We start from the raw sequence: 22,052 nt of genomic DNA, 5'->3' as shown, positions 1-22,052 counted from the left end.
CGGCGTTTGACGAGCGGGCCTGGGCCGGAGCCCCAGGGCCGGCAGGGGACAGCCCCGCGCGGCAAGCAGGGCCCCGGGGCTAGACGGCCCGCTCGCCCAGGCGCTCCCGGAGCAGCGCCGGGTCGCTGGTCGGCGCGTCGCAGACGAAGTGCCGGCACACGTACGCGCCCGGCCCCCGGTCCGCCAGCAGCGGGAACTCGTCACTGCCCGCCTCGCCGACCGCGACCACCGCGCCCGGCGCCCCGCTCAGCAGCGCCACCCGGCGCAGTTCCTGCGTCACCGGATCGTCGCCGGCGCCCACCACCGCCACCTCACGCGGCCCGTCCAGCGCGGCCTCGGCCACTGCCAGGCCCCACCCGATGAACCGCGGCGCCCGAGGCCCCAGCGTCTTCACGACGCCCAACGCCCGCTCGGCGGCGCTCCGGTGCGCCTCCGACCCCGTGTGGGCGGCGTACGAGAGCAGCGCACCCGCCGCGGCCGTCCACCCCGAGGGAGTCGCGTTGTCCGTCGGATCCTGCGGACGCCGGATCAGCTGCTCCGCGTCGTGAGCGGTGTCGAACAGCGTCCCGTCCTCCCCCACGAACTGGTCGATGACGATGTCCAGCAGGAACCCGGAGAACTCCAGCCAGACGCCCTCCCCCGTCACCGCCGCCAGCGCCAGGAACCCCTCCGCCACATCGGCGTAGTCCTCCAGCACGCCCGCGTTCGCACCCACCCGGCCGTCCTTCGACGTACGGGCGAGCCGCGCCCCTTCGTTCATGTGCACCCGCACCAGCAGGTCGGCGGCCTCGGTCGCCCGCTCCACGAGGTCCGGCCGGTCGAAGTACGCCCCCGTCTCGGCCAGCGCGGCGATCGCCAGGCCGTTCCAGGCGGCCACGATCTTGTCGTCCCGGCCCGGCCTCTCCCGCGCGCCGCGCGCCGCGAGCAGCCGCGCGCGGACGTCGGCCACCCGCGCCGCGTCGGGCTCGCCCTCCCCGGCCGGGAGCTGGAGGACGGACGCCCCCTCCTCGAACGTCCCCTCCTCCGTCACCCCGAAGAGCTCGGCGGCGAACTGCGCGTCCTGCTCCCCGAGCACCTGACGAAGCTGCCCCGGCGTCCATACGTAGTACGCGCCCTCGACGTGCCTGCCCGTTCCGTCGTCGCTGTCGGCGTCCAGCGCGGACGCGAATCCGCCGTCGGGCGTACGCAGTTCGCTCACCAGGAAGTCCGCGGTCTCCAGCGCGATCCGGCGAGCGAGCTCCGAGCCGGTGGCGCGCCACAGATGGGCGTAGACCCGGCACAGCAGCGCGTTGTCGTACAGCATCTTCTCGAAGTGCGGCACGACCCATTCGCGGTCCACCGAATACCGCGCGAATCCCCCGGCGAGCTGGTCGTAAATCCCCCCGCGCGCCATTGCCTCGCAGGTGTCCGCGGCCATGTGCAGGGCGCCCTCGGACCCCGTGCGCGCGTAATGCCGCAGCAGGAACTCCACCACCATGGACGGCGGGAACTTCGGCGCCCCGCCGAATCCGGCGCGGGTGGCGTCGTAGTCCCGCGTCAGTGCGAGCAGGGCCTGCGCCAGCTCCGCCTCCCCCGGCAGCTCGGGCGCCCCGTACGCCAGCGAGCGCTCGCTCAGATCCCGGACGATCTTCCCCGCGACTTCGGCGACCTCCTCCTGCCGCCCGGTCCAGGCGGCACTGACCCCCTCCAGAACCTGCTGGAACGACGGCATGCCGTGCCGGGGCTCGGGCGGGAAGTACGTACCGAAGTAGAAGGGCGCGGCGTCGGCGGTCATGAACACGGTCATGGGCCAGCCGCCCTGCCCCGTCGCGGCCTGCACGGCCTCCATGTACACGGCGTCCACGTCCGGCCGCTCCTCGCGGTCGACCTTGACGTTGACGAAGTGCTCGTTGAGGTATGCGGCGGTCGGCTCGTCCTCGAACGATTCGTGGGCCATGACATGACACCAGTGGCAACTTGAATAGCCGACACTGAGCAGCACGGGAACTCCCCGCCGTCGCGCCTCCTCGAAAGCCTCGGGCGACCACGGCCACCAGTCGACCGGGTTGTCGGCGTGCTGGAGCAGGTAAGGGGACGTCTCATGAGCCAGTCGGTTCGGCATACCTCCATCCTGCACGACCCCTCCCCGATCGCCCGACTCTCTCGCGCTGACGCGCGTCAAGCAGGACACTTGTCGCGGTCATCGCTGTCGGAGGGGGACGTACATGCGGGAGAGCCACCGGGCCGAAGCCGAGCGGCTGTTGGTGCGGGCCGTCGAGGAGCATGTGCGGCGCTCGGGCGGGCGGGTGGACGCCAACGCGCTGCTCGTGCGGGGCCGGGCCGCGCTGGAGTCGATGGCGGCGAGCGCGGGTGAGGAGTACGGCTCGTACGTCCGGGCGCTGGACGAGGCGCAGGCCGGGCGGCAGTCGCTGGCGGAACGGTTCAGCGGTGCGCATCTGGCAACGCCCGCGCTGGTCGCGGCCGTTGCGGCCGTGGCGGCCTTCGGGGCCGACCTGGCCCTCGGTACGGGCGCCGGCACCGCGCTCGCCGCCGGGGCCGTCGTCGGCGTGTCCGGGGCCGCCGCCACCGTCGCCAAGGTCACCGCCTCGCACTGGCCCGCCGCTCACCGCAGGGCCGGCGCACTGGCGCAGCCCGGCGGGCCGGAGCAGCTGCGGCTGGAGTGGCTGACGGCGCTGGAGGTGCGGGGGATACGGCCGTTCCTCGATCAGCAGCAGGTCCTGCTGGCCGCGAACCGTGGCGCCACGGCGAAGAAGACCACCGTCGTCGGGCAGCTGCGCGGGGCCGACCGCAGCCAGGCGGCGCGCAGGCGGTCCGTACTGGAGCAGTCCTTCGGGCACCTGCCGGAGCCGGAGGGGCCGTTCGCGGGGCGGCGGGGCGCGATGGGGCAGATCGCGCAGTGGGTGCACGCGGCGCGGGCGAGCAGCGAGACGCGGCCGACGGTCGTGGTGCTGCACGGCGCGCCGGGTTCGGGGCGTACGACGCTGGCCGTCCGGGCGGCGCACCACCTGCGGGACCAGTTCCGGGGTGCGTGCCTGGTGGATCTGCGCGGCGACTCGGCGGGCGAGACGCCGCTGTCGACGCGGGAGGCGCTGCTGCACCTGCTGAACCGGCTCGGTGCGCCGCGCGAGCCGTTGCTCTTCCGCAACGGGGCCTCCCCTGCCCGGGCGGAGCCGAGAGCCGGCGGAAGGTCCTCGCAGGAACAGCAGCTGCGCAGGCTGACCGAGCTGTACCACCAGCATCTGACGGGCCTGCCCGTGACGGTAGTGCTCGACGACGCCTCGGACGCGGCGCAGGTGCGCACGCTCGTGCCGGAGCGTTCGGACAGCCTGGTGCTCGTGACCGCGCGCCGGCCGCTCGACCTGGCCGCCGACATCCCGGCCTGGGTGCACCAGCTGCCGGTGGAGGCGCTGGACCCGGTGGGCGCGGAGGAGCTGCTGCGGGAGGTGGCGGAGGAGAAGGAGGGGCCGTACGACGCGGAGGCGGCGGACCGGATCGCCGAGCTGTGCGGCGGCCTGCCGCTGGCGCTGCGGGTCGCCGGTTCGTCGCTGGGGGCCCGCACCCCGCGGGCGCTGGCGGCGGATCTGGCGGCGTACGGCCCCGTCGACCCGGTGGAGCGCGCGCTGTGGCTGCGCTACACCGATCAGCCGGACGCGGCCCGCCGTCTGCTGCGGCGGCTGGCGCTGGCCGGGCGGGCGAGCCTGGGTGCCGCCGCGGCGGCGGCGCTGCTGGCGACGGACGAGCACGAGGCGCAACGGCTGCTGGCGGCGTTGTCGCGCGCCGGTCTGATCGACCATGTGCGGGGCAGCCGCTACCGGCTGCACGATCTCGTCCGGGCCTTCGCGCAGGCCCGTCTGCTCGACGAGGAGGAGCCGGCGGACCGGGCGGCGGCGCAGGAGCGGCTGATCCGCAACTACGGCGAGCTGGCCGACTCGGTGATCCGCCTGGTCGACGGCAAGACGTCGACGAGGGCGGACCATTTCGGCGCCCACGGCTTCACGTCCCTGGAAACCGCTCTGCGCTGGCTGGACGACGAGTCGAGCTTCATCACGGCGGCGCTGCGCCAGGCGGAGGGGGTCGATCAGCAGGCCGTGCTGAACCTGCTGGGCGCGCTGTGCGACTACTGCCTGCTGCGGGGCGACCTGTACCGCCTGGGGGAGATCAGCGAGCTGACGCAGGCCGTCGGCCAAGGGCTGCTGGTGCGGTCGGTGCAGTGGCGTACGGGTATCGCGGCGCGCCAGCTCGGTGAGCTGGACAAGGCCCGTACGACGCTGTCGTCGGTCGTCGACCTGTACTTCGAGGCGCAGCACGAGGCGGGCGCCGCGCGTGCCCTGTGTTCGCTGGGCATCACGCTGCACCACCAGGGGAACCTCGTGGAGGCGGCGGCCAAGCTGAATGAGGCGCTCGCGCTCCAGGCGTCGGACGAGCTGGCCGCCGACCGCGCGTGGACGCTGCACGCGCTGGCGGCGGTGGAGCGGGACCGGGCGGACCTCGCCGACGCGGTCGCTCATCTCGACACCGCGCTGGTGCTCCATCGCGAGAGCGAGAGCCTGCACGGGCAGGCGTGGGCGCACTTTCAGCTGGGCCAGGTGTTCCTGCGGATGGGCGACGTGCCGCGGGCGGAGGAGCAGCTGCGCGAGGCGCTCGGTCTGTACGGGCGCACGCGCGACGGCCGCGGCGAGGCGTGGGCGCTGACGCAGCTGGCCCGGGCGCGGCTGGTGGACGGTGACGCGTCGGCGGCGGTCGAGGAGCTGCGCGAGGCGCTGGCGCGACACCGTGAGGCGGAGGACGCCCGGGGGGAGGCGTGGACGCTGTACTACCTCGGTCAGGCGCTGGAGGAGCACGGCGACGCCGACCGGGCGGTGCGGGAGCTGGAGCGGGCGCGCGGGATGTTCTCGCGGATGCGGGACGTGTACGGGCTGGCGTGTGCCCGCCACCACTCGGGCCGGGCCACGCGCGATCAGCGGGCGGCCCGGACGGGCAATCTGCGCAATTCCGGCTTCGCCCGTCAGCTGCTGGTGGACGCGCGCGCCGATTTCCGCCGCATCGAGGTGGCGCACGGCGAGGCGTGGACGTGCCTGGAGCTGGCGATCGTGGACGGGGGCAACGACCGGCCGGCGCAGGCGCTGGGGCTGTGCGACGAGGCGGTGCGCCTCTTCACGTCGTACGACGACCGCCGGGGCGCGGACTGGGCGCGCTTCCTGCGGTGCACGCTGCTGCCGTTCGGTTCGCCGGGGGGTTCGGAGATCGGCACGGCGGTGGCCCAGGAGGAGCTCTCCCAGCTGCTCCGGGCGTCCCACCCCTCCCGTGACGGCAAGCTGGAGGACTGCGCGGAGGCGTACGGCGTGGTCCTCGAGCGGGGTGTGGATCTCGCGGAGGGCTGGCATGCGTGGCGGCTCGGCATGGTCCCGAACCGGCACGCGCGCGAGGTCATGGGCGTACCCGTGGAGGCGGCGCGCGGGTAGGGAGCGGACCGGAAGGGCGGCGCGCGGGCAGAGACCGGGTCGGAAGGCGGCTCGGGGGCACGGGAGGAGGGCGGGGCGGCGCAGGCCCCCGGGCCCGGCCGTCCCCGCCCCGGCCCTACGCGTCCTTCGGTCGCTCTCCGGGGGCGTCGCCCGGGGCCGGCGCCGCCGGGGCGGAGCCGGCCGCCGTGGCGGCGGCCTTCTCGGGCTTCGCCGCCGGATCCGGCTCCTCTTCGAAGTCGACCTTGCCCATGTGCCGGTTCATCGACTTCATCAGCAGCCACACGCCGACGGCCAGCGCCGCGAACACCAGGAACCCGAGAACACCCGGGGTCACCTTGTCCTTGTCGAACTTGTCCGCGGCGAGCGGGACGAACTGCGTCATTGCCAGGGTTACGTTCACATCAGGCATTGTCGCGGATGCCCGCGAACAGGTCGCTCTCGGGGAGGGACGTATCGACGAGCGACTTGGCCAGCTCGTACTCCTCAGTCGGCCAGACCTCCCGCTGGACGTCCATCGGCACGCGGAACCAGCCGCCGTCGGGATCGATCTGCGTGGCGTGCGCGATGAGTGCCTTGTCGCGGATCTCGAAGAAGTCGGCGCAGGGAACGTACGTGGTCAGCGTCCGCTCCGATCGCTGGAACTCCTTCCAGCGCTCCAGCCACTCCCCGTACGGCGACTCCATGCCGCGCTCCAGGAGCGCCTCGTGGAGCGCGACGGTGCGCGGCCGGTTGAAGCCCTGGTTGTAGTAGAGCTTCTGCGGCTGGTACGCCGGGCCGAACTCGTCCTCCGGGAACTTCTCCGTGTCCGCCGCGCCCTCGAAGGCCACCATCGTGATCTTGTGGGTCATGATGTGGTCGGGGTGCGGGTAGCCGCCGTTCTCGTCGTACGTCGTGACGACCTGCGGACGGAACGCGCGGATGGACTTCACCAGCCGGCCGGCCGCCACGTCTACGTCCTCCAGGGCGAAGCAGCCCTGCGGCAGCGGCGGGAGCGGGTCGCCCTCGGGGAGGCCGGAGTCGACGAAACCGAGCCACTCCTGGCGGATGCCGAGGATCTCGCGGGCTTCGTCCATCTCCTTCTTGCGGACCTCGTGGATGTGCTCCTCGATGTACTTGTCGCCCTGAAGCTTCGGATTGAGGATGGAACCGCGCTCACCCCCCGTGCAGGTCACGACCAGCACGTCCACCCCCTCGGACACATACTTGGCCATGGTCGCCGCACCCTTGCTCGACTCGTCGTCGGGGTGGGCGTGAACGGCCATCAGTCGCAGCTGCTCAGTCAAGACTCGATCCTCAGTGATTCGGCGCAATAAGCGGCTTCTATAGTGACCGAATCGGGGGACGGAAAATTCCGGAGTCCCGGATCCAGGAGGAACGATCATGACCGCGGTGCGCCAGGACCTGCCCGAGGGCCGCTACGGCCGGTCGGCGGACGAGCGCGCGGACCGCAAGCTCAAGATCCTGGGCGCCGTGCTGGGCGCGCTGCTCCTGGCGATGACGGCCTGGTTCGGTTACGACTACATCACCGGCCAGCGGATCAGCGCCGAAATGATCAAGTTCGACACCGTCTCGGACTCCGAGGTGAAGGTTCACCTGGAGGTGCGCAAGGAGGCCGGGGCGACCGGCGCCTGCACGCTGCGCTCGCTCGCGGAGGACGGCGCCGAGGTGGGCCGCAGGGACGTCCGCATCGACCGGGCCGGCGTCGGCCGCTTCGACGAGGTCTACACGGTCCGTACGACGGCGAGGGCGACGAGCACCGAGCTGACAGGCTGCGTCGCGGACGCCGGTTCCACCGGCTGACCTGCGCATCTTTCGCTCGGAGCGTTTTCCTCCTCCCCCTTTTCCGCCTGAATTGTTAGGCTCGTGGTTTCGCCCGCCCCTGGAGGCACATCCTTCTGGGTAGGGCGATGCTTGCTTTGTATTCCCAGTACCGACGAGGAGCACCTGTGACCCAGACCAGCGAGAGCGTCACCTGGCTGACCCAGGAGGCGTACGACCAGCTCAAGGCCGAGCTGGAGTACCTGTCGGGTCCCGCACGCACGGAGATCGCCGGCAAGATCGCGGCTGCCCGCGAGGAGGGGGACCTGCGGGAGAACGGCGGGTACCACGCGGCCAAGGAGGAGCAGGGCAAGCAGGAGCTCCGTGTGCGCCAGCTGACCCAGCTCCTGGAGAACGCGAAGGTCGGCGAGGCCCCCACGACCAGCGGCGTCGTGGCCCCCGGCATGGTCGTCAAGATCGCCTTCGACGGCGACGAGGACGACACGACGACGTTCCTGCTCGCCTCCCGCGAGTACGCGAGCTCGGAGATCGAGACCTACTCGCCGCAGTCCCCGCTGGGCACCGGCGTAATGGGCAAGAAGGTCGGCGAGGAGGCTCAGTACGAGCTCCCGAACGGCAAGAAGGCCTCGGTGAAGATCCTCGAAGCCACGCCGTACCAGGGCTGAGCCGTACGTCCTGCGTCCCAGCAGTGCGCAAGCCCCCGGCCGGATCTCCGGCCGGGGGCTTCGTCCTGAGCGCGCCGGTCCGTGGGGTCAGACCGAGGCCGAGCGGTACTTGCGCACCGCCAGCGTGCGGAACACCACGATGATCACGAGTGACCAGAGCAGCGAGGCCCACACCGGGTACTGCATGGGCCAGGCGTCGGACTGGACGACGCCCGGGTTGCCGAAGAGCTCGCGGCAGGCCTGCACGGTGGCGCTGAAGGGGTTCCACTCGGCGATCGGGCGGATCCAGGAGGCCATCATCGTCGGGTCCACGAACGCGTTCGAGACGAACGTGACGGGGAAGAGCCAGATGAGGCCGCCGGACGTGGCCGCTTCGGGCGTGCGGACGGACAGGCCGATCAGGGCGCCGATCCAGGAGAACGCGTACCCGAGGAACAGCAGCAGGGCGAAGGCGGCGAGCGCCTTCACGAGGCCCTCGTGGACGCGCCAGCCGACCAGCAGGCCGACGACGGCGAGGACGACGACCGTCAGCGCCGTCTGCACGAGGTCGGCGAGCGTGCGGCCGGTGAGGACCGCGCCACGCGCCATGGGCAGGGAGCGGAACCGGTCGACGAGGCCCTTGTGCATGTCGTCGGCGATGCCCGCGCCCGCGCCGGCCGTGGCGAAGGTGACGGTCTGGGCGAAGATCCCCGCCATCAGGAACTCGCGGTACCGGGCGGGGTCGAGGCTGCCGCCGATGCTCATGGAGCCGCCGAAGACGTAGCTGAACAGCACGACGAACATCACCGGCTGGATCAGCCCGAAGATGACCATTTCCGGGATCCGGGCCATCCGGATCAGGTTCCGCTTGGCGATGACCAACGAGTCGGTGACCGACTGGGAGAGGCCGCCGCGCGGCTGCGGGGCGCGGGTGCCGGGTGCGGTGTCCGTTACGGCGCTCACTGGGCGGGCTCCGCTTCTTCCTCCGCGGCCGCGGCCGCGTGACCGGTCAGGGAGATGAAGACGTCGTCGAGGGTGGGGCGGCGCAACCCGATGTCGTCGATCTCGACCCCGCGCAGATCCAGCTCGCGGATGACCTCGGCGAGCAGCTTGGCGCCGCCGGTGACGGGGACGGTGATCTTCCGGGTGTGCCGCTCGGTCTTGCTCTCCCCCTTGCCGAAGGCGCGCAGCACCTCGTCGGCGGCGGTCAGGTGCCCGGGGTCGTGCACGACGACCTCGATGCGCTCGCCGCCGGTGCGGGCCTTGAGCTGGTCGGACGTGCCGCGCGCGATGACGCGGCCCTGGTCGATGACGCAGATGTCGTCGGCCAGGTGGTCGGCCTCTTCGAGGTACTGGGTGGTGAGCAGGAGCGTCGTGCCGCCCGAGACGAGCTCCTGGATGACCTCCCACAGCTGCTGCCGGTTGCGGGGGTCGAGTCCGGTGGTCGGCTCGTCCATGAACATCACGGGCGGACTGACCACCAGCGCGGCGGCGAGGTCGAGGCGCCTGCGCATGCCGCCGGAGTACGTCTTGGCCGTGCGGTCGGCCGCGTCGGCGAGGTGGAAGCGCTCCAGCAGCTCCTCCGCGCGGGCCTTCGACGCCTTCGCGGACATCTGGTAGAGCCTGCCGACCATCCGGAGGTTCTCGCGCCCGGTGAGGTACTCGTCGACGGCGGCGAACTGGCCCGAGAGGCCGATGGACCGGCGTACCTCGTTGGGGTTCTTGAGGACGTCGACGCCGGCGACGACCGCCCTGCCGCTGTCGGGCCGCAGCAGGGTGGTCAGGACGCGGACGGCGGTGGTCTTGCCGGCCCCGTTCGGGCCGAGGAGGCCGAGGACCGTGCCTTCCGGCACGTCGAGATCGACCCCGTCCAGAGCTTTGACGTCGCCGAAGGTCTTCACCAGACCTTCGGCATGGATAGCGCCTGGCATAAGCGGTCCCCCCGTGAAGTGGGTGTTTCTACGCGGATCCTAGATTTGCCGGACTTGCCCTGCTCGGCGAAGCTGTAGCGCGAGACGCACACACCGTAACGCGATACATCGCGTTACGTCATCCCTCAGGACAGCACGGTGTACCCCGCCTCCCGCAGCGACGACCTGACCTCCGCGCAGTGCTCGGGGCCCTTGGTCTCCAAGTGCAGCTCCACCTCGACTTCCGTGAGCCCGAGGCGCGGATCGGTGCGCACGTGCCCCACGTCCAGGACGTTGGCGTCGACCACCGACAGCACCCCGAGCATCGCCGCCAGGGCCCCCGGCCGGTCCGTCAGGCGCAGCCGCAGCGACAGGTAGCGGCCCGCCGCCGCCATGCCGTGCCGCAGGATCCGCTGCATCAGCAGCGGATCGACGTTGCCGCCCGACAACACCGCCACCACCGGCCCCTCGAACGACTCCGGCCTGCTCAGCAGCGCGGCCACGGGGCTGGCCCCGGCCGGCTCGACGACCATCTTGGCCCGCTCAAGGCAGAGCAGCAACGCACTCGACAACTCGTCCTCGGTGACCGTCACGACCCCGTCGAGCAACTGGTTGATCACCGCGAACGGCACGTCACCGGGCCGCCCCACCTTGATGCCGTCCGCCATCGTCTGCGCCGTGTCGATCGACACCGGCCGCCCGGCCGCCAGCGACGGCGGATAGCAGGCCGCGTTCGCCGCCTGCACGCCGATGATCCGGACGTCGGGGCGCAGCGCCTTGACCGCGATCGCGATCCCGGCGGCCAGCCCGCCGCCGCCCACCCCGACGACGATCGTCCGCACCTCCGGGCACTGCTCCAGGATCTCCAGGCCCAGCGTCCCCTGGCCCGCGACGATGTCGGGGTGGTCGAACGGGTGGATGAAGGCGGCGCCCGTCGTGTCGGCGTACTCCTGCGCGGCGGCCAGCGTCTCGTCGACCACCTGCCCGTGCAGGCGCACCTCGGCGCCGTACTCCCGGGTCGCCGCGACCTTCGGCAGGGGCGCCCCGAGCGGCATGAAGACCGTGGACCGCACGCCGAGCAGGGTCGAGGCCAGGGCGACGCCCTGCGCGTGGTTTCCGGCGCTGGCGGCCACGACGCCGGCCGCGCGCTGCTCGGGGGAGAGCCCGGCGATGCGCACGTACGCGCCGCGCAGCTTGAACGAACCGGTCCGCTGGAGGTTCTCGCACTTCAGGTGGACCGGGGACCCGACCAGCTGCGACAGGTGACGGCTGCCCTCCATCGCCGTGCTCCGCGCCACCCCGGAGAGCATCTTCTGCGCCCCCCGGATGTCGTCGAGCATGAGGTCGCGGAAAGGGTCGGCCGTACGGAAGCTCATGACCGCAAGTCTGGCAGCTCGGCGGCCGGGGGGCCGCCGGGGTCTGGAGCCTCGCACCGTTTCCCGCAGCGCCGGTACGCACCCGCTGCCACCCGCGTACTCTGTCCCCCACCAAACCGACCACCGCACGAAGAGAGCCCCCAGCCATGCCCACTTCCCAGGACATGACGACTGATCCGGACACCGGCCTCCTCGATGCCCTCCAGCACCAGGTGGCCGTCTTCGCCCGCCGCGCCGAGCAGACCAGGCTCGGCGGAGTGGGCCAGGTCCGCAACTCCATGGACCGCGCGGCCTATCTGCTGCTCAACCGGCTCGACCAGGAGGGCCCGATGGGCGTCAAGGCGCTGGCCGCGGGCATGGGGATCGACTCGTCGACCGTGACCAGGCAGGTCGCGCCGCTCGTCGACACGGGCCTCGTGAAGCGCACGTCGCACCCGGAGGACGGCCGCGCGGTCGTGCTCCAGCTGTCGCCGCGCGGGCAGGCGCGGCTCGACGAGGTGCGCTCCTCCCGGCGCGAACTGATGGCGCAGGTGACGGACGGCTGGACCCAGGAGGAGCGCGACGCGTTCTGCACGCTCCTCACGCGCTTCAATTCCGCGCTGTCGGCCCGCCAGAGCGCAGCCGGGACCGAACCGGGCGCCGAGACGGCGGTCACCGGCGCAGAGGTGCCTCCGGCCTCTTGACCCGGGGCGGGTTCCTGCCCTGATATGAGGGCGTGCGAGAGCGGCAGGCGGTTCGGCACCGCCGCACGGCCAGGGAGTTCGAGGCGTTCGTCGCGGGCGCGGCGGGAAGGCTGCTGCATGCCGCGACGCTGCTGACGGCGGAGCCGCCGGACGGCAACGCGGGTGCGCGGCGGCTGCTGACGGCCGCGCTGGCCCGTACGTACGCGGACTGGGACCGGCTGCGCGGCGAGGACCCGTACGACCGCACGCGCCAGGAGCTGGCCGCCCGTTTCGCGCGCGGCGCGTGGCGTTACCGGCAGCACGGCGGGCTGTGCGCGCCGCATCCGCGCGGGCCCGTCGCGTCCGGCGGCGTGCTGGAGCGGCTGACGCCGCAGGAACGGCTGATTCTGGTCCTGCGGCTGTACGAAGGCGTCGCCGAGGAGCAGGCGGCGGCGCTGCTCGGGCTCCCGGCGGAGCGCGTCCGGGCGATCTGCGCGCGGGCGACGGCCGCGGTGCGCAGCCGGCCGCCCGCCCCGGCCGGGAAGGCGGCGGCGCCGTGAGCTTCCCCGACCGCAAGCAGGACGAGGTCCGCCGAATGCTGGAGGGCGCGCACCCCCCGGTCCCGGCCGACCTGGGCGTACGCGCCGCCGTACGCGGCGCCCGCCTGCTGCGACGGCGTCGGCTGGCGCGGCGGCTGCTGTGGCTGCTGCTGGCCCTGGCGGCGGTGACGTTCGCCGTCTGGGCGGTGCTGGAGCAGCCGTGGGTGGTGCCGCCGTCGGAGGTGGCACCACCGCTGGAGGGCTGGTAGCGGGGGCTCGTGGGCCGCCGCCTGCCGGGGAGATCAGCCCAGCATCTGCTTCAGGTCGGCCAGCAGGTCGTCGCCCGACTCGATGCCCACCGACAGCCGCACCAGGTCCGCGGGGACCTCCAGCGCGGAGCCCGCCGCCGACGCGTGCGTCATCCGGCCCGGGTGCTCGATCAGCGACTCGACGCCGCCCAGCGATTCGCCCAGCGTGAAGAGCTTCGCGCGGTTGCAGACCTCGACCGCCGCCTCCTCGCCGCCCTCGACGCGGAACGACACCATGCCGCCGAACGCCTTCATCTGCTTGGCCGCGGTCTCGTGGCCCGGGTGCTCCGGCAGACCCGGGTAGAGGACCTGGGTGACGCGCGGGTGGCGCGTCAGCATCTCCGCGGCCCGCGTCGCGTTCTCGCTGTGGCGGTCCATCCGTACGGCGAGCGTCTTGATGCCGCGCAGCACCAGCCACGCGTCGAAGGGCCCGGCCACCGCGCCCATCGCGTTCTGGTGGTACGTCAGCTCCTCGCCCAGCGCCGCGTCGTTCACGATCAGCGCGCCGCCGACGACGTCCGAGTGCCCGCCCATGTACTTCGTCGTCGAGTGCACGACGACATCGGCACCCAGCGCGAGCGGCTGCTGGAGGTAGGGGCTCGCGAAGGTGTTGTCGACGACCAGGCGTACGCCGGCCGCGCGCGCGACGCCCGCGAGCGCCTGGATGTCACTGATGCCGAGGAGCGGGTTCGACGGCGTCTCGACCCAGATGACCTTGGTCTTCGGGGTCAGGGCCGCCCGGACCGCCGCCGGGTCGGAGGAGTCCGCGACCGAGAAGTCGACGCCCCACCGCGAGACGACCTTGGCGAAGAGGCGGAAGGTGCCGCCGTAGGCGTCGTTCGGGATGACCACGTGGTCCCCCGGGCTCAGCAGGGTCCTGAGCAGGCAGTCCTCCGCCGCCAGGCCCGACGCGAAGGCCAGCCCGAGGCTGCCGCCTTCCAGCGCCGCCAGGTTCTCCTCCAGGGCGGTACGGGTCGGGTTGGCGCTGCGGCTGTACTCGTAGCCGCCGCGCAGTCCGCCCACGCCGTCCTGCTTGTACGTGGACACCTGATAGATCGGCGGTACGACCGCGCCCGTGAGGGGGTCCGCGGTGTTTCCGGCGTGGATCGCGAGAGTCTCGAAACTGTGCTGGTCGCTCATGGGAAACGAGCGTAGTTCGTCTGCGCCCCGGTCCCGTCCTCCCCACACACCGTCCGGCCACGGTCCGCACGGCGTCCGGGACAATGGAGCCATGGAGATTCTCTGGTTCCTGATCGCTCTGTGCATGCTCGTGGCGGTCATCGGCCCCGTCGTACGGCGCAGGCGCGCCGGCGGCATCCGCCTGGTCGCGCCCGGTTCGCCCGACGCCGCCGACCCGGCCGCCTACGGTTTCGTACGCCAGGAGCTGCTCGACGTACGGATGCCGGGCCCGGACCGGGACCTCGAGGACGTGCTGGAAGTGGTGCAGCGCTCCCAGGACTGGCGCGCCGCCGCCCAGCTGCTGGCCGGGACGCCCAAGGACGGCGAGGTGCGCTGGCAGCGCGTGCAGGCGTTCGCCGGAGCCGCGTCCCTCGAGCTGGCGGGCCAGCCCGGCGAGGGCGGGCGCTGGCTGCGCGCCTGGCGGGCCGAGTCGCCGAAGGACGCGGGCGGCGCGCAGGTGCACGCCGAGTTCCTGGTGCAGCAGGCGTGGCGCACGTCGACGCCCGGCACCGACGACTTCCGGATCATCCTGGAGGAGGCCCGCACGGTGTGCGGCGAGGCGGCGCTGCTGGCGCCGGGCGACCCGGTCCCGTACATCACGGAACTGGCCGTCGCACGCGGACTGGCCTACCCCGAGCCGGAGTTCGACCAGCTGTGGGCGAAGATCCTGGACCGCGCGCCGACCCACATGGGCGCGCACCTCGCGGCGCTGAGCTACCGCAGCGAGAACTGGCACGGTTCGCGCGAGGCCGCCGACGCCTTCGCGACCGCCGCCGCCGCCCGCGCCCCGCAGGGCTCGCTGCTCGCCGCTCTGCCCCTCTTCGCGGTGTACGAGCACCTGCCCGAGGTGGTGCTGGTGCAGAGCTTCTACCAGAGCGCGGTGGTGACGAAGGCGATGGAGGGCGCGCTGTACGCCGTGCACGCCGCCCGCCCCGACGACCCGATGCTGGCGCACGTACGCCACCTCCTGATCCTCTTCCTCGTACGCGCCGAACGCTGGGCCGAGGCCATGGACCAGATCCGCCACGTCGACGGCCACGTCGGCGCACTGCCCTGGACGCACAGCCCCGACCCGGCGGCGGACTACGCGGTGTACCGGGCACTCGCCGTCGCCGGCTACGAGGCGAACGGAGGCAACCCGGCAACCCTCCCGAGCTGACCGGTCCGCCGCGCGGTCAGCCCTCCGTGCGGGCGGGCAGCCGCCATCCCGGGCGCGGGAAGTGGCAGGTGTAGCCGTCCGGGTAACGCTGCAGGTAGTCCTGGTGCTCCGGCTCGGCCTCCCAGAAGGGGCCGACCGGCTCCACCTCGGTGACGACCTTGCCCGGCCAGATTCCGGAGGCGTCCACATCCGCGATCGTGTCCTCGGCGATCCGCTTCTGCTCGTCGTCCACGTAGTAGATCGCCGAACGGTAGCTGAGACCGATGTCGTTGCCCTGGCGGTTCCTGGTGCTCGGGTCGTGGATCTGGAAGAAGAACTCCAGGATCGCGCGGTAGTCGGTCTTCTCGGGATCGAAAAGGATCTCAATGGCCTCCGCGTGCGTGCCGTGATTGCGGTACGTCGCGTTCGGCACGTCACCCCCGGTGTATCCGACCCGGGTCGCCGACACACCCGGCAGGCGGCGGATCAGCTCCTCCATCCCCCAGAAACATCCGCCCGCCAGCACGGCCCTCTGCGTCTGCGCAGCCATTACGGCCCCTTCCCACATCTGTCAGCTCGATCGCTCGGGCTGCTCGGCTCGCACACCACCGGCATCCCGTGCCCGCTCTCCTCAACGGCCGAAGGCCCCAAGCGATTCCCACCGGGCCCCAGCCCACACATCACGCCCCCGAAGCCCCACCACCCCCACCAGTCACACCCCCCTCCCCCAGCCCTCACTTTGTGTACTTCCTCCCACCCCTGCCGGCCAGACGGCCCGCAGGCTGTCCCCCGAGCGCCGCTTCCGAGCATCGACACGCGCAGGTCGACCGACACCTGGGCCCCGTGCAGCCGGCGTGCGACCGTGCGCCAGGCATGCCGGTGTCGCACCACGCCACCCGGCGACGTACGACCGTCGCGCCCATGCCGCCGCTCGGCAATGCGACTGATAGACAGCAACCATGACTTACTACGCAGACCTCACGCCCTACACCTACGCCACGGACAGCGGAGCGGCGCCTCAACGGGCCGACGGCGCCCGTGCGTTCGACGGGCTGCCGCAGGTGAACGTCGGCTGGCTCGCGCGGGTCAGGCCGTACGCCAAGGGCGACGCTCCTCCCGGCCTGGTGGAAGCCCTCAAGGGCATGCAGCACACCCACCGTGCCCAGCAGACCCGCGGCTATCACTTCTGCCCCTGGTGTGCCGCGAGACTCCTCGGCCTCCACGGCGCGCGTGACAACTGTCCGCGCGGCAGTGCCGAGATACGCGTCGTCGGTGACGGCGTCGTCTACGCCGCACCCGAACTCATCACCCACTACATCGAGGCCCACGACTACGCGCCACCCGCCCAGTTCGTCCGGGCGGTCCTCGCCTCCACCGGCTGAGCCCCACTCACCAGGGCCCCTTCACCACCTCGCGTCGGCACGTAATTCGTTGGTCTGCCGCGACACCGCGCGGCACCATCACAGGATGCACAGCATCTTCCTCGAGACGGACCGGCTCGTACTTCGCCCCTTCCGTGACGGTTCGGGTGACGGCCACGGTCATGCTCACGGTCCCGGTGACAGCGACGTCGACCGGCTCGTCGCCCTCGACAGCGACCCCGACGTCATGCGCTACCTCAACGGCGGCCGCCCCACCTCCCGCACGTTCGTCGTCGAGAGCGTGCTGCCGCAGCTGATGCACGACTACGCCTGCACCGGTACCCGCGGCTTCTGGGCCGTCGAGGAAAAAGCGACAGCAGCAGCTACAGGAACGGGAACGGCAGCAGGAGCGGGATCAGGATCGGGACGCTCCGGCGCGTTCCTCGGATGGTTCGAGTTCCGGCCGCTGTCCGAGGACAACGGTGAAGTCGTCGAGCTCGGGTACCGGCTCGGCCGCGCCGCCTGGGGGCGCGGATACGCCACCGAAGGAGCCCGCGCCCTGATCGACAAGGGCTTCACGGATTTCGGCGTACAGCGCGTCACCGCCAACACGATGTACGTCAACTCCCGTTCCCGGCGCGTGATGGAGAAGGCCGGCCTCACGTTCGTACGCCGCTGGTACGGGGACTGGCCCGAGCGCATCGAGGGCTCGGAACTCGGCGAAGTCGAGTACGCCCTGGATCGCGGCCAGTGGAAGGGCGCCCGCACCCACACCGGCACCCCACCCCACCCGAACGCCCCCACGGACCGAGTCCGGTAATTCTCCCGCCCGTGTACGGAACGTGATGCTGACCAGGGATGATTACGTCCTGTGTTCACGAACCTCATCACCGCCGTCGGCCTCGCCGGTCTCGCCTGGGCGCTCGTCCATGTCACCCGCCTCGCCCTCCGCAACCAGCAGGCCAAGCGTTTCGACGCCGCCGCCTACGGTCTCGTACCCCGCGATCAGCTCAACCACCACCGTCCCGCCCCTCCGCGCGACGAACCCGCCCTGCACCTCGCCGTAGAGGCCGCCTGCAAGGGCGACTGGGAGCCCGCCGCCGGGCTGCTGGCCGCAGCCGCCGACGACGCGAACTGGGCCACCCGATGGCGGCTCGTCGAAGTGTTCGCGGACGTCGCGGTGGAGGACGAGCGCTGGCTGCGGATCTGGCGCGCGGAGCTGCCGCAGGACGCCGACGCCGTTGTCGTGCACGCGCACGCGCTCCTCCTGCGCGCGTGGGCGGCGCGCGGAGAGGCGTACGCCGGGGAGACCTCCGACGCCCAGATGGCGCTCTTCGCCGAGCTGCTGCCGACCACGATGTACGCCGCCCGGGAGGCGGCCCAGATGGCGCCGCGCGACCCCTCGCCGTGGATCACGATGGTCGCCGCCGCACGCGGGCTCGGGCTCTCCCACGACGAGTTCAAGCAGCTGTGGTCCGAAGTGAAGGCGCGCGCGCCGCACCACTACGACGCCCACTGGCATGCCCTCCAGTACTGGTGCCAGAAGTGGTACGGCTCGCACAAGATCATGTTCAAGTTCGCCAAGGAGGCGGCCGAGTCGGCGCCGGCCGGCTCCCTGCTCTCCGCCCTCCACCTGAACGCCCTGCACGAGGCCGTGCTCCAGGACGGTGACGAGGCGTTCCGGACCTGGGTTTCCAAGCCCCTGCTCGCCCGAGTCCAGGCCGACATGGCGCAGGTGGACCCGGAGGATCACCGACTGCGCCAGATACGGCACCTGCTCGCCTGGGCGCTGGTGAAGAGCGGACGTTACGCCGACGCCCTCGCGCAGTTCCGGCTGATCGGAGGGTGGTGCGGAGCCGCCCCGTGGACCGCCGCCAAGGACCCCGTCCTGGCCTTCGACCACGCCCGCGGCCTCGCGGCACTGCACTCCGGCCGCCCGGGTAGCACTCCGTCCTCGTAACGGAGCCGCCTCCGGGCAGCAATCCGGTCCCACAACGAACCGTCCCCGGTGACACTCCGCCCTCCAGCGAGCCGCCCGGGGTGACGCGCGGCGGCGTTCGCTGCCGCGCGTCACCCCGCCTGCTGCCGCAGCCTCGCCGCCGTGTTCGCCGCGTCGTAGCCGGGGGCCACTCCGTCAGCCAGCACCACGTCCCCGGTGATGTGCCGCGTACGCAGCGGGATGAGCGCCCGGTAGGGCTCGGAGTCGTACCAGTCGCGCGCCTTCTCCAGGTCCGGGAAGCCGATGACGACCAGGTGACCGGGCCACTCGCCCTCCAGCACTTCCACTTCCGTGCCGTGCACGAGGAAGCGTCCCTCGTAGGGGTCGAGCCGTCGATTACCCCGCAGATAATACGACGACGACCCGAGCCGACCACCGGCCCAGCCCTGCCCCGAAACCGGCCGCAACCGCCCCCGGTCAGATCGTCGCCGCGTCGATCACGAAGCGGTACCGCACGTCGCTCGCCAGGACCCGCTCGTACGCCTCGTTGATGCCCTCCGCGTCGATCAGCTCGATCTCCGCGCCGAGCCCGTGCCGCGCGCAGAAGTCGAGCATCTCCTGCGTCTCGGCGATACCGCCGATCATCGAGCCGGCCAGCGTCTTGTTGCCGCCGATCAGCGAGAACATGTTCAGCGAGTTGGGCTCCTCCGGAGCGCCCACGTTCACGAACGCCCCGCCGACCTTCAGCAGGCTGAGGTACGCGTCCATGTCCAGCGGTGCCGAGACCGTCGAGACGATCAGGTCGAAGGAGCCCGCGAGCTCCTCGAAGGTCTTCGGATCGCCGGTCGCGTGGAAGTGGTCCGCGCCGAGCCGCAGCCCGTCCTCCTGCTTGCGCAGGGTCTGGCTCAGTACGGTGACCTCGGCGCCCAGCGCATGGGCGATCTTGACGCCCATGTGGCCGAGACCGCCCAGGCCGAGGATTGCGACCTTCTTGCCGGGGCCGGCCTTCCAGTGGTTGAGCGGCGAGTAGAGGGTGATTCCGGCGCACAGCAGCGGCGCGGCGACGTCCAGCGACAGGCCCTCGGGGATGCGGACGGCGTAGTTCTCATCGACGACGAGGTGGGTGGAGTAGCCGCCGTAGGTCGGCTCGCCGTTCTTGTCGAGGGCGTTGTACGTGCCCGTCGCGCCCTTGGCACAGTGCTGCTCCTGGCCCGCGAGGCAGGCCTCGCACTCCCGGCAGGAGTCGACGAGGCAGCCGACGCCGACCCGGTCGCCGACCGCGTACTTGCTGACGCCGGAACCGACCTCGGTGACGATCCCCGCGATCTCGTGGCCGGGCACCATCGGATAGATGCCCTTGCCCCAGCCGTCACGGACCTGGTGGATGTCGGAGTGACAGATGCCGGCGTACTTGATCTCGATCAGTACGTCGTGCTCGCCGACCGGGCGGCGCGGCACGGAGATCTTCTCCAGCGGGGCCTTCGCGGAAGGGGCGGCGTACGCGGCGACGGAGGAGACCGGCGAGGCCGGGGAGGCAGAGGAGGCAGAGGCTGCGGGGGAGGAAGAAGTGGTCATGCGGAGAGCCTGCCTGAGCTGCGGGTATTCACCCAGCCCCCTGGTGAGCGTACGTCTGCTGTGCGTACCACCGGCGGGGTCAGGATGACCGTCGTACGACAGGCAATACTTGACCGTTATGGACCAGCGCGCCGAACTGAGTGAATTCCTCCGCTCCCGCCGTGCGCGGCTCAAGCCCGAGGACGTCGGCCTGCCCGACTTCGGCAGGCACCGCCGCGTCCCAGGGCTGCGCCGCGAGGAGCTGGCACAGCTCGCCGGGGTTTCGGTCGCGTACTACACGCGTCTTGAGCAGGGGAACGGCCGCAACGTCTCCATGGAGGTCCTGGACGCGATCGCCCGCGCCCTGCGGCTGTCCGACGCCGAGCGCGCCCACCTCACGCACCTCGCCAAGCCCACGCAGAAGCGGAAGCGTCCGGCCCGCCCGCAACGGCTGCGGGGCGGTGTCCAGCAGCTCATGGACGCCATGGAGGGCGTCCCGGCGTACGTCATGGGGCGGCGCACCGACGTCCTCGGCAGCAACCGCCTGGCTCGCGCGCTGTTCGGCGACATCGGCGCGCTGCCCGCCGAGGAGCGCAACCTCGCCCGGCTGCTCTTCCTGGCCGACGAGTTCCGCGACGTGTACGTCGACTGGGAGCTCAAGGCGTGCGAAGTCGTCAGCTACCTGCGGCTGGACGCGGGCTGCCACCCGGACGATCCGCTGCTGAGCGCGCTGGTCGGCGAGCTGTCGGTGAAGAGCGAGGTGTTCAGGAGTTTGTGGGCCGCGCACCACGTGAAGGACAAGGGGCACGGCAGCAAGCGTCTGCACCACCCGCTGGTCGGTGAGCTGACCCTGTCGTACGAGACGCTCAGGCTGCCCGACGACCCGGAGCAGTGCCTGGTCACCTTCCACGCGGAGCCGGGCTCGCCCTCGCAGGACTCGCTGCGGCTGCTGGCGAGCTGGGGATCCGACGTGAGCGTGGAGGTACGGGGATGAGCGACGCGGCCGTGACCCTGCGCCGGGCGGCAGGACCCGACGACGCGGCGGCGGTGGCCGACGTGTGGCTGCGCTCCTACGACGCCGCGCTGCCCACGGTGCGGCGGGCGCACAGCGACGACGGCGTACGGGACTTCTTCCGGTACGTCGTCGTGCCTGATCAGGAGACCTGGGTCGCGGAGAGCGGCGGCGCCGTGGTCGGGATGATGGCCCTGGAGCCGGGCCGCATCGAGCAGCTGTACCTGGCGCCGGAACACCGGGGACGCGGGCTCGGCGACCGCTTCGTGCGGCTCGCGAAGGAACGTTCCCCCGGCGGCCTGGAGTTGTGGACCTTCCAGGTCAACGGGCCCGCCCACCGCTTCTACGAACGGCACGGCTTCCGCGTCGCCGAGCGGACGGACGGCTCACGCAACGAGGAACGCGAGCCGGACGTGCGCTACGTGTGGGCGCCGGAACCGCAGGGCTGACGCCCCCGCCCCGGACGCCGCGCCGTGCGGCGTCCCAGGGCGGGGGTCCTCAGGGCGTGGTCGCGTTCTCCGTCACCGTGACGCGGCCCTTGCGGATCGTGGCGAGGCGCGGTGCGCGGCGGGCGATGGCGCTGTCGTGGGTGACCATCACGAACGTCAGACCGTGCTCCTTCCACAGCCCCTCCAGCAGGTCCATGATCTCGTCGCGCATCGACTCGTCGAGGTTTCCGGTGGGTTCGTCGGCCAGCAGCACCTTGGGCCGCTTGACGAGCGCGCGGGCGATCGCGACGCGCTGCTGCTGGCCGCCGGACATCTCGCCGGGCAGGTGACCGAGGCGTTCGCCGAGGCCCACGGAGTGCAGCGCCTCCCCCGCCCGTTCGCGCCGGTCCGCCGCCTTCAGGCCCAGCGGTACGAGCGCCGTCTCGACGTTCTCCTGGGCGGTCAGGGTGGGGATGAGGTTGAAGCTCTGGAAGACGAAGCCGATGCTCTCGGCGCGGACCTTGGTGAGCCGGGCCTCCGGCAGCGCGGCGAGGTCGACGCCGTCGAGTTCGACGCTGCCGGCCGTGGGCCGGTCGAGGCCGCCGAGCATCTGGAGGAGGGTGGACTTGCCGCCGCCGGTGGGGCCCTGGATGACGAGCCGGCCGCCGTCCTCGATGGTCAGGTCGACGCCCGCGAGCGCGTCGATCGTTTCCCTGCCGCGCCGGTAACGCTTGGTGACGCCTCTGAGCTGGTACATCGGT

At 71.9% G+C, this 22,052-nt stretch carries 23 protein-coding genes; 12 read left to right on the top strand and 11 right to left on the bottom strand.

Going from position 1 to position 22,052, the window contains the following annotated elements; translation table 11 throughout:
- Window positions 1-79 precede the first annotated feature (79 nt).
- A complete protein-coding gene (locus tag AC07FK_RS14480) occupies window positions 80-2,101 on the bottom strand; it encodes a thioredoxin domain-containing protein (protein ID WP_479105201.1) in 2,022 nt (673 codons plus the stop codon).
- Between the two features lie 103 nt (window positions 2,102-2,204).
- Here AC07FK_RS14480 and AC07FK_RS14475 point away from each other — a divergent pair, with 103 nt between their 5' ends.
- Entirely contained in the window at window positions 2,205-5,462 is a 3,258-nt protein-coding gene (locus tag AC07FK_RS14475; protein WP_479105200.1) for a tetratricopeptide repeat protein, read from the top strand.
- A gap of 115 nt (window positions 5,463-5,577) precedes the next feature.
- Here the strand turns inward: AC07FK_RS14475 and AC07FK_RS14470 are convergent, their stop codons facing one another.
- Entirely contained in the window at window positions 5,578-5,871 is a 294-nt protein-coding gene (locus AC07FK_RS14470; protein ID WP_479105199.1) for a hypothetical protein, read from the bottom strand.
- Window positions 5,864-6,745: a mycothiol conjugate amidase Mca gene (gene mca, locus AC07FK_RS14465; protein ID WP_479105198.1), complete on the bottom strand. Its 882-nt coding sequence runs from the start codon at window positions 6,743-6,745 to the stop codon at window positions 5,864-5,866. Before mca ends, AC07FK_RS14470 begins: the two co-directional genes overlap by 8 nt.
- 97 nt (window positions 6,746-6,842) lie before the next feature.
- On the opposite strand from mca, the gene AC07FK_RS14460 reads away from it, so the two are divergent.
- Together AC07FK_RS14460 and greA are read left to right on the top strand one after the other, a co-directional pair.
- Window positions 6,843-7,262 carry a DUF4307 domain-containing protein gene (locus AC07FK_RS14460; RefSeq protein WP_479105197.1) on the top strand — a complete coding sequence of 140 codons (420 nt, stop codon included), beginning with the start codon at window positions 6,843-6,845 and terminating at the stop codon, window positions 7,260-7,262.
- Window positions 7,263-7,408: 146 nt separating this feature from the next.
- On the top strand, window positions 7,409-7,906 hold the full coding sequence (gene greA / locus AC07FK_RS14455) for a transcription elongation factor GreA (RefSeq protein WP_479105196.1): 498 nt from the start codon (window positions 7,409-7,411) through the stop codon (window positions 7,904-7,906).
- Between the two features lie 87 nt (window positions 7,907-7,993).
- Here greA and AC07FK_RS14450 read toward each other — a convergent pair whose 3' ends face one another.
- The 3 genes from AC07FK_RS14450 to ilvA form a co-directional block, all read right to left on the bottom strand.
- On the bottom strand, window positions 7,994-8,848 hold the full coding sequence (locus AC07FK_RS14450; protein ID WP_479105195.1) for an ABC transporter permease: 855 nt from the start codon (window positions 8,846-8,848) through the stop codon (window positions 7,994-7,996).
- On the bottom strand, window positions 8,845-9,816 hold the full coding sequence (locus AC07FK_RS14445; RefSeq protein WP_479105194.1) for an ATP-binding cassette domain-containing protein: 972 nt from the start codon (window positions 9,814-9,816) through the stop codon (window positions 8,845-8,847). The genes AC07FK_RS14450 and AC07FK_RS14445 overlap by 4 nt, the downstream gene beginning before the upstream one ends.
- Before the next feature lie 125 nt (window positions 9,817-9,941).
- On the bottom strand, window positions 9,942-11,171 hold the full coding sequence (ilvA, locus tag AC07FK_RS14440; RefSeq protein WP_479105193.1) for a threonine ammonia-lyase: 1,230 nt from the start codon (window positions 11,169-11,171) through the stop codon (window positions 9,942-9,944).
- 146 nt (window positions 11,172-11,317) lie between these two features.
- Between ilvA and AC07FK_RS14435 the strand changes: the two genes are divergently transcribed.
- The 3 genes from AC07FK_RS14435 to AC07FK_RS14425 are packed head-to-tail and all read left to right on the top strand — an operon-like array spanning window position 11,318 to window position 12,641.
- Window positions 11,318-11,854, top strand: a complete 537-nt coding sequence (locus AC07FK_RS14435; protein WP_479105192.1) for a MarR family winged helix-turn-helix transcriptional regulator — start codon at window positions 11,318-11,320, stop codon at window positions 11,852-11,854.
- Between the two features lie 32 nt (window positions 11,855-11,886).
- Window positions 11,887-12,393: a sigma factor-like helix-turn-helix DNA-binding protein gene (locus AC07FK_RS14430; protein WP_479105191.1), complete on the top strand. Its 507-nt coding sequence runs from the start codon at window positions 11,887-11,889 to the stop codon at window positions 12,391-12,393.
- Window positions 12,390-12,641: a hypothetical protein gene (locus AC07FK_RS14425; RefSeq protein WP_479105190.1), complete on the top strand. Its 252-nt coding sequence runs from the start codon at window positions 12,390-12,392 to the stop codon at window positions 12,639-12,641. The genes AC07FK_RS14430 and AC07FK_RS14425 overlap by 4 nt, the downstream gene beginning before the upstream one ends.
- A gap of 33 nt (window positions 12,642-12,674) precedes the next feature.
- On the opposite strand, the gene AC07FK_RS14420 is transcribed toward AC07FK_RS14425, so the two are convergent.
- On the bottom strand, window positions 12,675-13,820 hold the full coding sequence (locus AC07FK_RS14420; protein ID WP_479105189.1) for a cystathionine gamma-synthase: 1,146 nt from the start codon (window positions 13,818-13,820) through the stop codon (window positions 12,675-12,677).
- 91 nt (window positions 13,821-13,911) lie between these two features.
- Between AC07FK_RS14420 and AC07FK_RS14415 the strand changes: the two genes are divergently transcribed.
- Window positions 13,912-15,018 (top strand): hypothetical protein, encoded by a 1,107-nt coding sequence (locus AC07FK_RS14415; protein ID WP_479105188.1) that lies wholly within the window; start codon window positions 13,912-13,914, stop codon window positions 15,016-15,018.
- A gap of 16 nt (window positions 15,019-15,034) precedes the next feature.
- Here AC07FK_RS14415 and msrA read toward each other — a convergent pair whose 3' ends face one another.
- Window positions 15,035-15,547: a peptide-methionine (S)-S-oxide reductase MsrA gene (gene msrA / locus AC07FK_RS14410; RefSeq protein ID WP_479105187.1), complete on the bottom strand. Its 513-nt coding sequence runs from the start codon at window positions 15,545-15,547 to the stop codon at window positions 15,035-15,037.
- 409 nt (window positions 15,548-15,956) lie between these two features.
- Here msrA and AC07FK_RS14405 point away from each other — a divergent pair, with 409 nt between their 5' ends.
- From AC07FK_RS14405 to AC07FK_RS14395, 3 genes are all read left to right on the top strand, one after another.
- The gene (locus AC07FK_RS14405) at window positions 15,957-16,379 is read left to right on the top strand and encodes a DUF7919 family protein (RefSeq protein WP_479105186.1); all 423 of its coding nucleotides are present in this window, start codon (window positions 15,957-15,959) and stop codon (window positions 16,377-16,379) included.
- A gap of 85 nt (window positions 16,380-16,464) precedes the next feature.
- Entirely contained in the window at window positions 16,465-17,178 is a 714-nt protein-coding gene (locus AC07FK_RS14400; RefSeq protein ID WP_479105185.1) for a GNAT family N-acetyltransferase, read from the top strand.
- 51 nt (window positions 17,179-17,229) lie between these two features.
- Window positions 17,230-18,318 carry a hypothetical protein gene (locus AC07FK_RS14395; protein WP_479105184.1) on the top strand — a complete coding sequence of 363 codons (1,089 nt, stop codon included), beginning with the start codon at window positions 17,230-17,232 and terminating at the stop codon, window positions 18,316-18,318.
- Between the two features lie 110 nt (window positions 18,319-18,428).
- Here the strand turns inward: AC07FK_RS14395 and AC07FK_RS14390 are convergent, their stop codons facing one another.
- The gene (locus AC07FK_RS14390) at window positions 18,429-18,764 is read right to left on the bottom strand and encodes a DUF1330 domain-containing protein (RefSeq protein ID WP_479105183.1); all 336 of its coding nucleotides are present in this window, start codon (window positions 18,762-18,764) and stop codon (window positions 18,429-18,431) included.
- Between the two features lie 10 nt (window positions 18,765-18,774).
- Window positions 18,775-19,872, bottom strand: a complete 1,098-nt coding sequence (locus AC07FK_RS14385) for an NAD(P)-dependent alcohol dehydrogenase (protein WP_479105182.1) — start codon at window positions 19,870-19,872, stop codon at window positions 18,775-18,777.
- Between the two features lie 118 nt (window positions 19,873-19,990).
- Here AC07FK_RS14385 and AC07FK_RS14380 point away from each other — a divergent pair, with 118 nt between their 5' ends.
- Window positions 19,991-20,845, top strand: a complete 855-nt coding sequence (locus tag AC07FK_RS14380) for a helix-turn-helix domain-containing protein (RefSeq protein WP_479105181.1) — start codon at window positions 19,991-19,993, stop codon at window positions 20,843-20,845.
- Entirely contained in the window at window positions 20,842-21,312 is a 471-nt protein-coding gene (locus tag AC07FK_RS14375) for an N-acetyltransferase family protein (RefSeq protein ID WP_479105180.1), read from the top strand. Before AC07FK_RS14380 ends, AC07FK_RS14375 begins: the two co-directional genes overlap by 4 nt.
- A gap of 49 nt (window positions 21,313-21,361) precedes the next feature.
- On the opposite strand, the gene AC07FK_RS14370 is transcribed toward AC07FK_RS14375, so the two are convergent.
- A complete protein-coding gene (locus AC07FK_RS14370) occupies window positions 21,362-22,048 on the bottom strand; it encodes an ABC transporter ATP-binding protein (RefSeq protein ID WP_479105179.1) in 687 nt (228 codons plus the stop codon).
- Window positions 22,049-22,052: the final 4 nt, after the last annotated feature.

It is taken from the genome of Streptomyces sp. NPDC046122, assembly GCF_056429965.1.
This window is presented reverse-complemented; position numbering and strand designations above follow the sequence as displayed.

Excerpts from the sequence above, each read along its gene's own strand:
- AC07FK_RS14470 (WP_479105199.1), bottom strand. The coding sequence starts at position 5,871 with ATGCCTGATGTGAACGTAACCCTGGCAATGACGCAGTTCGTCCCGCTC.
- AC07FK_RS14435 (WP_479105192.1), top strand. The coding sequence starts at position 11,318 with ATGCCCACTTCCCAGGACATGACGACTGATCCGGACACCGGCCTCCTC.
- AC07FK_RS14480 (WP_479105201.1), bottom strand. The coding sequence starts at position 2,101 with ATGCCGAACCGACTGGCTCATGAGACGTCCCCTTACCTGCTCCAGCAC.
- AC07FK_RS14420 (WP_479105189.1), bottom strand. The coding sequence starts at position 13,820 with ATGAGCGACCAGCACAGTTTCGAGACTCTCGCGATCCACGCCGGAAAC.
- AC07FK_RS14400 (WP_479105185.1), top strand. The coding sequence starts at position 16,465 with ATGCACAGCATCTTCCTCGAGACGGACCGGCTCGTACTTCGCCCCTTC.
- AC07FK_RS14405 (WP_479105186.1), top strand. The coding sequence starts at position 15,957 with ATGACTTACTACGCAGACCTCACGCCCTACACCTACGCCACGGACAGC.
- AC07FK_RS14380 (WP_479105181.1), top strand. The coding sequence starts at position 19,991 with ATGGACCAGCGCGCCGAACTGAGTGAATTCCTCCGCTCCCGCCGTGCG.
- AC07FK_RS14385 (WP_479105182.1), bottom strand. The coding sequence starts at position 19,872 with ATGACCACTTCTTCCTCCCCCGCAGCCTCTGCCTCCTCTGCCTCCCCG.
- AC07FK_RS14415 (WP_479105188.1), top strand. The coding sequence starts at position 13,912 with ATGGAGATTCTCTGGTTCCTGATCGCTCTGTGCATGCTCGTGGCGGTC.
- ilvA (WP_479105193.1), bottom strand. The coding sequence starts at position 11,171 with ATGAGCTTCCGTACGGCCGACCCTTTCCGCGACCTCATGCTCGACGAC.
- AC07FK_RS14370 (WP_479105179.1), bottom strand. The coding sequence starts at position 22,048 with ATGTACCAGCTCAGAGGCGTCACCAAGCGTTACCGGCGCGGCAGGGAA.
- AC07FK_RS14375 (WP_479105180.1), top strand. The coding sequence starts at position 20,842 with ATGAGCGACGCGGCCGTGACCCTGCGCCGGGCGGCAGGACCCGACGAC.
- AC07FK_RS14475 (WP_479105200.1), top strand. The coding sequence starts at position 2,205 with ATGCGGGAGAGCCACCGGGCCGAAGCCGAGCGGCTGTTGGTGCGGGCC.
- AC07FK_RS14445 (WP_479105194.1), bottom strand. The coding sequence starts at position 9,816 with ATGCCAGGCGCTATCCATGCCGAAGGTCTGGTGAAGACCTTCGGCGAC.
- AC07FK_RS14460 (WP_479105197.1), top strand. The coding sequence starts at position 6,843 with ATGACCGCGGTGCGCCAGGACCTGCCCGAGGGCCGCTACGGCCGGTCG.
- msrA (WP_479105187.1), bottom strand. The coding sequence starts at position 15,547 with ATGGCTGCGCAGACGCAGAGGGCCGTGCTGGCGGGCGGATGTTTCTGG.